The organism is Halomonas sp. OfavH-34-E, assembly GCF_024124525.1.
Taxonomy (GTDB): Bacteria; Pseudomonadota; Gammaproteobacteria; order Pseudomonadales; family Halomonadaceae; genus Halomonas; species Halomonas litopenaei.
Genome location: NZ_JAMXRY010000038.1, coordinates 1 through 13251, shown reverse-complemented (window position 1 = coordinate 13251; position 13251 = coordinate 1). Strand labels below are relative to the sequence as shown.

Here is a 13251-nt window from a genome sequence, read left to right as displayed (position 1 = left end):
GCAGCAATCGTAAGTGTTGTTGTTGAACGTGCTAGCGGACCAGCCACTGCATCAGTTTGAGGACCTTGTGGGTGGTGCTGGTGTAGGGCGGTATCAACAGTTTCATGCTGTCGACAGGGCCCTGACGGTAGACCGGGCGCATCTTGGAGAAGGTGATGAAGCCGTCGCGGCCGTGGTAGTGACCCATGCCGCTATCACCCACGCCACCGAACGGCAGGTCATGCTGGCCCACGTGCAACAGTGCATGGTTGACCGAGACGCCGCCCGACTGGATACGCTCGATGTAAAGGTCCACCAGCGCCCTGTCCTGGGAGAACGGATACAGCGCCAGCGGACGAGGACGTGCGTTGATGTAGTCGATGACTTCTTCCGGCTGGCGGTAGGTCTTGACCGGTAGCAGCGGACCGAAGATTTCGCGCTGCATGATCTCCATGTCATCGGTCACGTCCAGCACCAGGTGCGGGGCGAACTTGCGTGTCTCAGGGTTGCTTTGCTGTTGCGACAGGGGAATCACCCGCGCGCCCTTGGCCCTGGCGTCCTCCAGGGTCGCCTCGAGCCGGGCGAAGGAGGCGTCGTCGATGATCGAGGTGTAGTCGGGACTGGCGAGATCCGGATAGCGGTGTCCGACGATGCCCTTGGCGGCGTCGACCAGGGCATCCACGCTACCTTCCGGGAGAAACAGGTAGTCCACCGTGGTACAGATCTGGCCGGCGTTGAGCAGCTTGACGAACAGGATTCGCCGAGCGGCCTCGGCCAGGGAGAAGTCCGGGGCGATGATTGCCGGCGCCTTGCCGCCCAGTTCCAGGGTGACCGGGGTCAGGTTGTCGGCGGCGTTGGCCATGACCTTGCGCCCGGTGGCGGTGGACCCGGTGAACACCAGATGGTCGAAGGGCAGGCGGGTGAAGTGAGGCCCCAGCTCGCCGTCGTCGGCGAAGAACTTGAGCTTTTCCTCGGGGAAGTAGTCGGGGCTGAGGTCGATCAGCAGTTGGGCCAGTCGGGGAGAACGATCCGACATCTTGACCAGCGCCCGGTTGCCGGCGGCGAAGATGCCGATCAAGGGGGCGAGGCTCAGGTTCAGCGGAAAGTTCCAGGGCACCAGTACACCGACGACGCCCAGCGGTTGCGGGATAACGCTGTTGCGTGCACCGAAGTAGAGGCTGTGGTCGACCCGCCGGCGCTGGGGCTTCATCCACGACTTCAGGTGCTTGATGGCGTCCTTGATATCGCCGAGCACCACCACGAACTCGCAGAACAGGGTCTCCTCGCGGGAGCGATTGCCGAAGTCGTCGCTGATCGCCTGGACGAACGCCTCCTGGTGGTCCTTGAGCATGTTGGCCAGGGCCTTGAGGTGGCCGATGCGCTCCCGGTAGCTTGGCACCGGCGCCGCCAGATAGGCGCTTCGCTGCTGGTGGAAGGACTGCTCAAGCTGATCGAGGGTGCGGGGATCGGGTGACATCAGGGGGGCATTCATGCGTCGACTCCAGAGGTCGCGGTGGTCGTTGTGGCGGCGTCGCTGGCAATCAGGCCATGCAGGTCGCCGTGGCCGTCCAGCGCCGAGCAGGAGCCCGGCAGGGGCTTGGAAAAGTGGACGCGCGACACCTCGGCGGCCCGTCCTTCATCGAACACAGGCTCCTCTGCCCAGGCGTACTCCGCCAGGGCGAGGATGGTCAGCGAAGGGTTCACCCCCAGGTTGCCGGGAATCAGCGAGCCATCGATGACCCTCAGATTGTGGTAGCCGAAGGCGCGACCGCGATCATCGACGACGCCATCCTCGGCGCTGGTGCCGATGGCGACGCCGCCCATCAGGTGGGCGGTGCTGGGGGCGCCGGAGAGCACTTCGGTGGCCACGTTGCCGGCCTCGCCGCCACCGGCGGCCTCGACGAAGTGACGCGCCGCCTCGTGGGCGATGGGGAAGTAGTTCGACAGCGCCCGGTCATCCTTGTCCTGGTATACCGACCAGCCGGGCTTGAACATGGTGTACCAGGGGCGCTGGCTCTTCAGGTGGACGTAGGTGTCCCTGGTCTGCATCACCAGAAAGATGATCGAGTGTTTCGACTTGCCCACCGGGTTGAGCATTCGCAACGTGGTCAGCGGCTGGCGCAGGATATTGATCAGCATGCTGACCGAGCGCGGCACCTGACCATGGGTATCGGTCAGCGGCACGGCGCTCTGCAGCGCGAAGGTGGCGTCGCCGTAGCGGGGGAAGCGGTTGATCTCGATACGGGTCTCGTCATCGGGATCGAACATCGAGGTGATGGTCGGGCCGTGGCAGATTTCCTGGGGCTGGCCGCTGGCGTCGGCGAACCTGGCGGTGTTGACGATCAGCGTCTCGGAGTTGGTGCGGACCTCTCGTCCCAGGCGCGATGACAGCCGGGGCAGGGTCTGGTCCTGGTCCCTGGCCTTGAGCAGCAGCGGGATGGTGCCGAATACGCCGGCGGACAGCACCAGGCCCCGGCAGCGCAGCCGGTAGGGCTTCTTGGCGAACCAGGCGGTGGAGGACTGCACCGTGATCTCGTAGCCGGCGCTGCCGTCGCGCTGTCCCTTGGCATCGGGCAGCGCCTCGATGCGCGTGACCTCACTCTCGGCGCGTATTTCCACGCCGTTGCGTTCGGCAAACCACAGATAGTTCTTGACCAGAGTATTCTTGGCGTTGTGGCGACAGCCCATGGTGCAGCCGCCACAGTATTGACAGCTGTTGCGCTCGGGGCCGTCGCCGTCGAAGTAGGGGTCGCCTCGCTTGGCGCCGCTGGCGTCGTCGGGGTCCTCGGGAAACAGCACCCCGGTATTGACCGTCTGGTAGGTGTGTTCGCGGCCCATGCGCCTTGCGGTTTCCTGCAGCGCTTCGTCGGCGGCGTTCTCGTAGTGGCTCTTGGTGACACCGAGCATGCGCTGGGCCAGGCCGTAGAAGGGCGCCAGGCGTTGCTTCCAGTCGCCATGGACCCGGGTCCAGGACTCGGCGGCAAAGACCTCGTCCTTGGGAATCAGGTGCACATTGGCGTAGACCAGCGAGCCGCCGCCGACGCCGACGCCGTGCAGGGCGGTGATCTTGCGGGTCAGGCTGATCTGCAGATTGCCGGTTAGACCGAGCCTGGGGGCCCACAGGAATTTTTTCAGGTTCCAGGAGTTGTCCGAAAATTCCTCGTCCTTCCAGCGCCGGCCCTTCTCCAGCATCAGCACGCGATGGCCCTTTTCCGAGAGCCTCAGCGCGCTCACCGAGCCACCGAAGCCGGTGCCGATGATGATCTGGTCATAGTCGAAACGGTCGTCTTGGCTGGACGTCATGGACTGGCCCCTCACGCTGTCGTTGTTGTCTACACCGAGCATAGTGAAGGCAGGGCCGGGCGGATTGACCGAAGGCGCGCGCTATTTGACAGATCGCGCAATATCGAGCGTTTCGGTCTTATGCTTTCGTCGCCATTGGGCGGGACTCTCGCCCATGATCCGCTTGAAGCTGCGGGTCAGGGCGCTCAATTGGCTGTAGCCAAGCAGGTCGGCGATCTCGGTCAGGCTCAGTTGGGTGTCGAGCATGTAGACCCGAGCGCTGCGCATGCGCACGCGATCGAGCAACTGCTGGAAGCTCAGGCCGCGCTTGAGCAGGCGGTCCTGGAGGGTACGTGGTGGTACGTCCAGGGCCTGGGCCACGGCCTCCAGGCTGACCTGATCGAGCGGCAGCAGGTTGGTGATGATCCACTCCACCTTGCTTTCGATGTCGTCCCAGCGATGACGGTGCATCAAGGAGTTGATCAGGTGCCGCAGGGCCGGACTGCCTCCGGCGATGGCGTGGTCGAGACAGCTGCGGTCGAACACCAGGGTGTTCTCGGGATGATTGAAGCGCAGCGCCGAGTGCAGCTGCTGGGTGTAGGGTTCGAGGTCTCGTGGCTCCTCGCCGCACAGGTAGACGGCGCGTAGCTTGATCGGCTCGCCGTAGAGAAAGGTGAGGATGTTGTAGGCGCCCATCAAGGTATTGTCGTTGTGCTGGCGCGATGGGGCACTGCGCCCGGGCACACGATAGGTGAAGTGGTAGTAGGCCTGGTCATCGCGCTCCTCGAGACGCACATCGAGTCCTTGCACGTGGCGGCCGATTTCCTCGGCCACGGTGACCATCGCCTCGCGCAGGGTGGCGCACTGCTGGATCAGCAGGCCCACCATGCCCAGCATCGAGATATTCTGGTAGCGCCCCAGCAGCAGGCCGAAGTGGCGACAGCCGCTCATCTGGGCACCCAGTTCGAGCAGGTCGATCTTGGTGGCCACCGGAATCAGGCGGTCCGGCCGGTCGAGGTAGTCCGGCGGCAACGACAGTCGTGCCAGCGCCTGGTCGGCATCGACACCCTGCTCGTCGAGCAGGGTACGGTAGCCGGTCAGGGCCGCGGCACGCACCATGGGCTGCATGGGGGTATCTCCGGGACAGGGTGTGATCAGTATATCGCTCTGTGCGCGGGGCCGCGCTTGGTCAAAAGATATAGATGCCAGGCGTCTAATATGCCGAAGCGGGAGGTGCTGGAATACGCCGGCGGCGCCCCGCAGGGCGCCGCCGATGATGGAGCGAGTGTCGAGCTGCGCCGAAAAGGCGTCCCGGACTCAGCGATAGGTGTCCTTGAAGCGATCGCGCAGCTGATTCTTCTGCACCTTGCCCATGGTATTGCGCGGCAGGCTGTCGACGAAGAATACCCGCTTGGGCTGCTTGTAGCGGGCCAGCTTGTCGCTCAGCGCGGCGATGACGTCGGCCTCCTGGGGCGAGGCGCCTTCGGCGGGCACCACCACCGCGGTCACCCCTTCGCCCAGGTCAGGGTGGGGCAGGCCGATGACCGCGGATTCGACGACGCCGTCCATCTCGTCGATATGCCCCTCGACCTCCTTGGGGTAGACGTTGTAGCCGCCGGAGATCACCAGGTCCTTGTCGCGTCCGACGATCTGCACATAGCCCCGCTCATCGATCTGCGCCAGGTCGCCGGTGATGAAGAAGCCGTCTTCCAGCAACTCCTCGGCGGTCTTCTCGGGCATCCGCCAGTAGCCCTGGAACACGTTGGGGCCGCGCACCTCGAGCATGCCGATCTCGCCCTGGGGCAGCGGCGTATGGTTGCCACCCTCACGGTCGGTGATGCGCACCTCGACGCCGGGCAGCGGCATGCCCACGGTGCCGGCGATGCGATCACCGTCGTAGGGGTTGGAAGTGTTCATGTTGGTTTCGGTCATGCCGTAGCGCTCGAGGATGGCGTGGCCGGTGGCGGCCTCGAAGGCCTCGTGGGTCTCCGCCGTCAGCGGCGCCGACCCCGAGGTGAACAGACGCATGCGGGCGGTGGCCTCGCGGGTCAGGCGGGGATCCTTGAGCAGCCGGGTGTAGAAGGTCGGCACCCCCATCATGGTGGTGCCTTCGGCCATTTCCTCGAAGATGACGTCCGGGTCGAACTTCGCCAGGAAGCGCATGCTGGCGCCGGCCATCAGGATCACGTTGCAGGCCACGAACAGCCCATGGGTATGGAAGATCGGTAGGGCATGGATCAGCCGGTCGTGCTCGTTGAAGCGCCAGGCCTCGACCAGCGACTCGGCGTTGGAACCAAGATTGCGATGGCTCAGCATGGCGCCCTTGGAGCGGCCGGTGGTGCCGGAGGTGTAGAGGATCGCGGCCAGGTCATCCGGCCCGCGCTCGAGCATCTCGGTGACCGGTGTGGCCGCCTCGGCGGCCTCCATCAGGCTACCGTCGGCGGCGGTGCCCAGGGATTCGACTCGGGCGCCACCGCAGGAGGCAGCGACCTCGCGGGCGGCCGTGAGTGAATCCGGGCGGCAGACGAACAGGGCGGGTTCGGCGTCACCGAGGAAGTAGCGAATCTCCTCGCTGGTGTAGCCGGTATTGAGCGGCAGGTAGACTCCGCCGACCTTGAGGCTCGCCAGGTACAGAAGGATCGCCTCGGGGCTCTTGTCGACCTGGACGGCGACCCGGTCACCGGGCCCCACGCCGAGCGCGACCAGCGCCCCGGCGAGCCTGGCCACCGCTTCCAGCGCATCACTGTAGCGGTAGTCACGGCCTTCGCGGGTGGTGATGAAGGGCGCGTCGCCACGCTCGGTCATGCGCTTTTCAAAGGTGGCAAAGAGGTTGTGATTCATGTGACGGGATCTCCCTTCAAGTGCTTGCGGGCGCGACGACGCTGGTCCCTGACCTGAGACGAGCAGGCCACCTTGCCTTCGGTGGTGTAGCGCTCATGGTTGCCTTCGATGTCGTCGAGCACGTAGAGATAGTTGACCATCAGTGAGCCGAACTGTGACAGCCCCCGGCGAGAGGTATCACCGAGCCAGTTGATGCGGTGCAGTTCGGCGCCATTGCCGAGATGGAAGCGGGCGACGGTATTCAGCGGAAGATTGCGCGCGTTGCGCTCCTTGGTGAGGTAGTGAGCGGCCAGCGGCTTGATCACCTCACCCAGGGCCTTGCTGCGCTCGGGGTCCTCGAGCCAGTCGTCCTGATCGAGCTCGGCCAGCAGGGCGCGTGTGTCGTCGTCGAGGCGACCGCGTTGGTCCTGGCGCTCGGCGTCCAGCCAGGCGCGAAAGCCGGGTACCGGTGACAGGGTGACGAAGTTCTTCAGCCGCGGCAGTTCCGATTTCAGCTCCTTGACCACCTGTTTGATCAGGAAGTTGCCGAAGGAGATGCCGCGCAGGCCGACCTGGCAGTTGCTGATGCCGAAGAAGGCCGCACTGTCGGCGTCTTCGGCCTCGATGGCCTCGTGGTTGGCGTCCAGGATCGGCTGGATGCGCTCGGGCATGCCCCTGGTCAGGGCCACCTCCACGAAGATCAGCGGCTCGTCGCCGATGGCCGGGTGAAAGAAGGCGAAGCAGCGCCGGTCCCGGGCGTCGAGGCGCCTGCGCAGGTCGTTCCAGTCGCAGATCTCGTGCACCGCCTCGTAGCGGATGATCTTCTCCAGTACCGCCGCCGGGGTGTTCCAGTCGATCCGCTTGAGCACCAGAAAGCCACGATTGAACCAGGACGCGAACAGGTGGGCGAAGTCGGCATCGAGCGCCTCCAGCGCCGGGAAGGCCTTGAGCCGGGGCAGCAGGTCCTCGCGCATGCGCACCAGCTCATAGGTGCCGCCGGCGGTCAGGTTGAGCCGGCGCAACAGCTCCTGGCGCTGCGGTTCGCAGGCCTCGAACAGTCGCTGCAGGTCGACATTGCCGCGACTGTCCCGGTAGCACTCGTAGGCGCCGTCGACGGCCTCGGGATCGGCACTGAACTGCTCGGTCAGGCACTGGAAGAAGCGCGTCTTCTCGTCTTCATCGAGGCAGCTGTAGCCGTCCAGGGCCTGGCCGGCCAGGGCGATGCTGGAGGCCTCGCCATCGCTTTCCAGAAGCTTGCGACAGGCGTCGATCACCTGGGTATGTTCCAGCGGCGGGCCATCGCCCCGGCGTCTGAGCAAGGCGTCACGCTGGGTGATACTGGAGAACAGTTCCTGCAGAAAGCTGAAGTTCATCGGGGACATCTCCTCGGGGCTGGGCCAGGTGGGAGCGGGCCTGGTGGCCCGCTGGTCACACGCGTCGGCGTCGGGATCATCCGGCGCTCTCCATGATCAGGTCCGGCAGCCAGGTGGCGATGCCCGGGAAGAAGCACAGCAGCACGATGCCGAGCACCATGCACAGGGCGTAGGGCAGGCTGCCGAGCAGGATGTCCTTGAGCGCGATATCCGGCGCGATCCCCTTGATGATGAACAGGTTAAGGCCCACCGGTGGGGTGATCAGTCCGATCTCCAGGTTGATGGTCAGGATCACCGCGAACCAGTAGGGATCGAAGTTGGCCGCCAGAATGATCGGCAGCAGGATCGGCGCGGTCATCACGATCACCGCCACCGGCGGCAGGAAGAAACCGGCCACCAGCAAGAAGACGTTGATGATCCCCATCAGTACCCAGCGATTGACCTCCAGTGACGCGATTGCCTCGGCCACCGTCTGGGTGATGAACAGCGACGACAGGGCGTAGGCGAAGATCTCGGCGCAGGCGATGATCAGCATGATCATCACGCTCTCGCGCAGGGCATCGCGCATGATGGTGGTGAGCGGTTTCACCTGCCACATGCGGTAGACCACGATGGCCAGGGCGAGACACAGGAAGGCCCCGGCGCCGGCCGCCTCCGAGGGCGTGGCGACACCGCCGTAGAGGGCGAACAGGATGCCGCTGACCACCACCAGGAAGGGCAGCACCCGCACCAGCGCCTTCATGTTGGTCTCGACGTTCTTGGCGACGGTGTCCTTGAGCTCGCGGGCGGCGTCGGCGACGGGGCTGGGGGTGTCATAGCCACCGGCCAGCTTGCACGCGATCAGCGTCCAGGCCATGAACAACAGCGCCAGCATGATGCCGGGCAGGGCGCCGGCGATGAACAGCCGTCCGATCGAGGTCTCGGTGGAGATGCCATAGACGATCATGGTGACCGAGGGCGGAATCAGGATGCCGAGGGTGCCGCCGGCGGCGATGCAGCCAGCCGCCACGCCGTCGGGATAGCCGCGCTTGCGCATCTCGGGGATACCCAGCTTGCCGATGGCGGCGCTGGTGGCAGGTGACGAGCCGGACAGGGCGGCGAAGATCGAGCAGGCGCCGATATTGGAAATGGCCAGTCCCCCCGGCACCTTGCCGAGCCACAGGTCCAGCGAACGGTAGAGGTCACGGCCGGTGGGGGAGGAAGCCACTGCAGCGCCCATCAGGATGAACATCGGAATCGCGACGAAGCCGAACGACGCCAGGCTGCCGAAGAAGGTCTCGCCGAAGTAGGTCAGCTCACTGACGCCCCGGTCCATCACCAGGGCGGCGAGGGACACGCCGCCGAGGGCGAAGGCGATGGGCGTGCCGATGGCCATCAGCACGAACAGGGCGGTAACGATAAGGATGCCACTGGTAACCGGATCCATCAGCGTGCTCCTCCCAGAATTTCCGCCAGGTACTGGAGCGCCAGCAGGGTCGAGCCCAGTGCCAGCGGCACCAGCGCTGGCCACAGCGGCGGATTCCACACCGTGCCGGTGGTCCAGCCGCCGTGGTAGGCCTCCAGCAGGTAGAGCCAGGAGCCGTAGGCCAGGGCGATGCAGAAGGCCAGGCCGCACAGCGAGGCGATCAGGTTCATGGCGCACTTGATGCCGCCCTTGAGCGCATCGGGCAGCACCGTGACCGCCACCTGGCCGCCGGTCAGCAGCACATAGGGGGCGCCCAGCAGCATCGCGCCGGTGATCGAGAAGATCGCGAATTCGGTCTGCCAGGTGGTGCTTTCACCGAGCAGGTAGCGCACGAAGATCATGTGGCAGACGGCCAGCACCCCTGCAAAGAGGGCGGCGCCGGCCACCACTGCCATAGCGATGGATAGCCGGTCCATCAGCCGACAGAAAGCGCCCACCGGGCCGGAGGCATGTCGCCGGGAACCGGGGGCTGCGGGTGCAGAGACGTGGGGGGGAGAGTGGGACGGTGTGTGTGACATGGAGCCTCCGAGGTGACACGACAGCGACGAACGACGAGGCGCGGCCAGCGGCCGCGCCCACCTCGGTCTATTCCACCGCCAGGGCGGCGTCGATCAGTGCCTGGCCGTTGTCGACGTTCTCGGCAAAGCTCTTGTAGGCGCTCTCTTTCGCTACCTCGAGCCAGGCGTCGTAGTCTTCCTGGGACATCTGGACCACTTCGACGCCGTTTTCCTCGAACACTTCCACCATGGTCTGGTCGAGCTGGGCGGCCTGCTCGGCGAAGTACGCCTCGGCCTTCTCGCCAGCGTCGATCAGTGCCTGCTGCTGCTCCTCGTTGAGCCCGTTCCAGCTCTGTTCGGAGATCAGGATCGGCTCGTACATGAACCACAGGGCGTTCTCGCCCGGCGCCGTCAGGCAGCTGACCTGCTCGTAGATGCGATAGGAGACGAAGGAACCCGACGAGGTGTTGGCGCCGTCGAGCACGCCGGTCTGCATGGCGGTATAGATCTCCGACGATGGCATCGAGGCGATGGAGGCGCCGGCGGTGGCCAGCATCTCGTCGAAGGCCGGGCCAGCCGCACGCATGGTCTGGCCCTGCACGGTGTCGGGCGAGGTGATGCACTGCTGGTTGGAGGCAAAACCGCCGGCCAGCCAGGCGTCGGCCAGCACGCGAGCGCCGGCGTCCTCGATCACCTGCTTGATCATGTCCATGAACTCGGAGTCGTTGAGGCGCTGGGCACGCTCGTGATTACGCACCAGACCCGGCATCAGGGTGGCCGAGAATTCGGGATGGCGACCGCTGGCGTAGTCCAGCGGCAGCGAGGTCATGTCCAGGCGGCCGCGTACCAGCGCGCCCCACTGCTCCTTGGCCTTGAACAGGGACTGGCCGGGATAGACCTGCAGGGCCAGGTCGACGCCGGCGGCTTCGACCTCCTTGGCCATCAACTGGACCATTTCGTCGCGCACGTCGCCCTGGCCACCGGGAAACTGGTGGGACACGCGCAGGGTGGTCTCTGCGCTGGCAATAGACGCGCTGGCGGTGGCGATGGCGGCGACGGCGAGAGTGAGAGCTTGGCGTTTCATGGTGACTCCTCGAGGCGTTGTTGTTGTGATGATTGTTGTAGTGGGTGTTGTAGCGAGCGTGATGATCAGTGTTGTGGTGGTGGGATAAACGCGCCGAGGTCGGCGCGGGGGATGGAGGTCAAACATTTTTTATCTGCTATGATGTATACATCAATAGCCAGCATGTATATTCCTGTCAATTCGTAGGGCTTAGACCATGGTGGGGTGAGGGCGCCGAGGGGTCAGTCGCATCAGGACAGGATATGCTGGAACGATTCGAGTTCAGCCAAGGGACAGCCAGGGGACAGCCATATGAGCAAGAAGCCCTCCAACGCCCAGCGTCTGCGGGACTCTCTCGAGGACGACATCATCAATGGTCGGCGCACACCGGGTGAGCGACTGGACCCCGAAGAGCTGTGCAGGACCTACCAGGTATCGCGTACCCCGGTGCGCGAGGCCATCCAGCAGCTGGTGGCCAGTGGCCTGGTGACCGTCTACCCCAAGAAGGGCACCTTTGTCGCCAGGCTAGGGCTCGAGCGACTGATTGAGATGTTCGAGGTGATGGCCGAACTCGAAGGCATGTGCGGTCGACTGGCGGCGCGGAGAATCTCAGCCGATGAACTCAAGGCCCTGCGCGACGCCTTCGAAGGATGTCGCCGCGCCGGCGAGACCGGCGACAGCGACGACTACTACTACGAGAACGAAGCCTTCCACAGCGTCATCTATCAGGCCAGCCACAACGCCTTCCTGGCCGAAGAGGCCCAGACCCTCAAGCAGCGGCTCAAGCCCTATCGACGCCTTCAATTGCAGGTGCGTTCACGCATGCAGAGCTCGCTCGATGAACACCGTGAGGTGCTCCAGGCGATCGAAGCCGGTGATGCCGAGAGCGCCGAGCGCATCCTGCGTGACCACGTGCTGATCCAGGGCGAGCGCTTCAGCGACTTTGTCTCCAGCGTGCGCAAGCTGGAGGAGGGTGGGGGCGAGTTGCGACGCGCCACTGCCTCGAACTAGCCGGGCTCTGCCGTACCGGGATGGTGGTGTCGCAAGCAATGTCGCTTGACGACCACCACAGGCAGGGCCGAGGGTAGTCGGCATCCTACTTGCCAGCCTGAGGTAGCAGCCCATGTTTCCTGCCTTTTCCGGGCGCTATGCGTCCCTGCCCGATCGTATGCGCGCCGAGATGGCGCCCACCCCTGTGGCGGCGCCGCGTCTGCTGGCCTTCAATCGTCCGCTGGCCGAGGCGCTGGGTTTCGACCTTGACGCCTTCGACGCGACCCGTGCCGCCGAGGTGCTCGGTGGCAACGCCGTGCCCGATGGAGCGACGCCGATCGCCGCGGCCTACGCAGGGCATCAGTTCGGCAACTTCGTGCCACAGCTCGGCGATGGTCGGGCGATCCTGCTGGGCGAGCTAGCCCATCGAGACGGCGGCCTGCGTGAGGTCCAGCTAAAGGGCGCCGGACGCACGCCCTTTTCCCGCGGCGGTGATGGTCGCGCGCCGATCGGACCGGTGCTGCGCGAGTATCTGGTGTCAGAAGCCATGGCCGCACTGGGGGTGCCCACCACCCGGGCGCTGGCGGCGGTGGCCAGCGGCGAGCAGGTGGTGCGCCAGATGGTGGAGCCCGGGGCGGTACTGACCCGGGTAGCCTCGAGCCATGTGCGGGTCGGCACCTTTCAGTATTTTGCCGCCCGCCGTGACAGCGAGGCGCTGTCGCTGCTGGTGGACTTCTGCATCGAGCGACACTACCCCGAGCTGGCCGACTTGCCCGAGGCCGAGCGCGCGCTGGCGCTGGTCGAGGCGGTGGTCGAGCGCCAGGCCAGCCTGGTCGCCCAGTGGAAGGGGCTCGGCTTTATTCATGGGGTAATGAACACCGACAACTGCGCGATCTCGGGGGAGACCATCGACTATGGTCCCTGCGCCTTCATGGACGCCTTCCACCCGCACAGGGTGTTCAGCTCCATCGATGAGCGCGGGCGCTACGCCTGGGACAACCAGCCGGCCATCGCCCAGTGGAACCTGGCGCGCCTGGCCGAGACGCTGCTGCCGCTGATCAGTGACGATCAGGAGCGAGCGGTGGCGCTGGCCACCGAGGCCATCGAGGCCTTCGCCGAGTGCCACGACGCCGCCTGGACGGCGGTGCTGCGTGCCAAGCTGGGACTCGGGGCTGATGACTCGCAAGGCCAGCCGGAAAGCCGCTCGACCGATGGGCAGGGGGGCCCGTTGGCAGACGAGGACCTGGCCCTGGGCGAGGACTTCCTCAAGGCCATGGAAGAGGGCAACGCCGACTTCACCCTGAGCTTTGCCCATCTGCCCCTGGCGCTGGCCGGCGATGAGGCAGCGCTTGCCGAGGGCTTTGAGCGCAGTGGCAGGCTCGAGGCCTGGCTGCCGCGCTGGCGCGAGCGTCTGGCCCGTGAAGGCGTCGCCGACGAGGTCGTCGGCGCGCGCCTGACGGCGGCCAACCCCCAGGTGATACCGCGCAATCATCTGGTCGAGAAGGCCATTCGCGCCGCCATCGATGACGACGACCTGAGCGTATTCGAGACGCTGCTCGCCGCCGTGACCCGGCCCTACCAGACCCCGGACGATACCAGCCTGCTGGCCCCACCCGGGCGCGACGAGCGAGTGCTCAGAACCTTCTGCGGTACCTGACGGACCCCACCGGCACGTCGCCGCCGCCGGTGGGCTGCTTGCCAGCAGGGCTTACGCCGACAGAACTTTCGCCAGCACGGCTCGCGCCGGCTACTGCGGTGCCTGGCGGGCCTGCAGGGGGCGAG

Annotated in this window: 10 protein-coding genes; 2 read left to right on the top strand and 8 right to left on the bottom strand. The window is 65.6% G+C overall.

Going from position 1 to position 13251, the window contains the following annotated elements; all coding sequences use genetic code 11:
• Positions 1–31: 31 nt before the first annotated feature.
• The 8 genes from NH448_RS16035 to dctP form a co-directional block, all read right to left on the bottom strand.
• Complete coding sequence (locus NH448_RS16035) at positions 32–1471, bottom strand: coniferyl aldehyde dehydrogenase (RefSeq protein ID WP_108131306.1); 1440 nt, start codon at positions 1469–1471, stop codon at positions 32–34.
• The gene (locus tag NH448_RS16030; protein ID WP_108448039.1) at positions 1468–3282 is read right to left on the bottom strand and encodes a GMC family oxidoreductase; all 1815 of its coding nucleotides are present in this window, start codon (positions 3280–3282) and stop codon (positions 1468–1470) included. The genes NH448_RS16035 and NH448_RS16030 overlap by 4 nt, the downstream gene beginning before the upstream one ends.
• Positions 3283–3363: 81 nt before the next feature.
• Positions 3364–4389: an AraC family transcriptional regulator gene (locus NH448_RS16025; RefSeq protein WP_045992169.1), complete on the bottom strand. Its 1026-nt coding sequence runs from the start codon at positions 4387–4389 to the stop codon at positions 3364–3366.
• A gap of 189 nt (positions 4390–4578) precedes the next feature.
• A complete protein-coding gene (locus tag NH448_RS16020; RefSeq protein WP_253029017.1) occupies positions 4579–6102 on the bottom strand; it encodes a malonyl-CoA synthase in 1524 nt (507 codons plus the stop codon).
• Complete coding sequence (locus NH448_RS16015) at positions 6099–7454, bottom strand: malonyl-CoA decarboxylase (protein ID WP_253029016.1); 1356 nt, start codon at positions 7452–7454, stop codon at positions 6099–6101. The genes NH448_RS16020 and NH448_RS16015 overlap by 4 nt, the downstream gene beginning before the upstream one ends.
• Positions 7455–7530: 76 nt before the next feature.
• On the bottom strand, positions 7531–8880 hold the full coding sequence (locus NH448_RS16010) for a TRAP transporter large permease (protein WP_108448042.1): 1350 nt from the start codon (positions 8878–8880) through the stop codon (positions 7531–7533).
• The gene (locus NH448_RS16005; protein WP_197037048.1) at positions 8880–9437 is read right to left on the bottom strand and encodes a TRAP transporter small permease; all 558 of its coding nucleotides are present in this window, start codon (positions 9435–9437) and stop codon (positions 8880–8882) included. Before NH448_RS16005 ends, NH448_RS16010 begins: the two co-directional genes overlap by 1 nt.
• A gap of 67 nt (positions 9438–9504) precedes the next feature.
• Positions 9505–10500 (bottom strand): TRAP transporter substrate-binding protein DctP, encoded by a 996-nt coding sequence (gene dctP / locus NH448_RS16000; protein WP_108131311.1) that lies wholly within the window; start codon positions 10498–10500, stop codon positions 9505–9507.
• A 291-nt stretch (positions 10501–10791) separates the two neighbouring features.
• Here dctP and NH448_RS15995 point away from each other — a divergent pair, with 291 nt between their 5' ends.
• Together NH448_RS15995 and NH448_RS15990 are read left to right on the top strand one after the other, a co-directional pair.
• On the top strand, positions 10792–11490 hold the full coding sequence (locus NH448_RS15995; RefSeq protein WP_045992163.1) for a GntR family transcriptional regulator: 699 nt from the start codon (positions 10792–10794) through the stop codon (positions 11488–11490).
• A gap of 112 nt (positions 11491–11602) precedes the next feature.
• Complete coding sequence (locus NH448_RS15990; RefSeq protein WP_253029015.1) at positions 11603–13126, top strand: protein adenylyltransferase SelO; 1524 nt, start codon at positions 11603–11605, stop codon at positions 13124–13126.
• Positions 13127–13251: the final 125 nt, after the last annotated feature.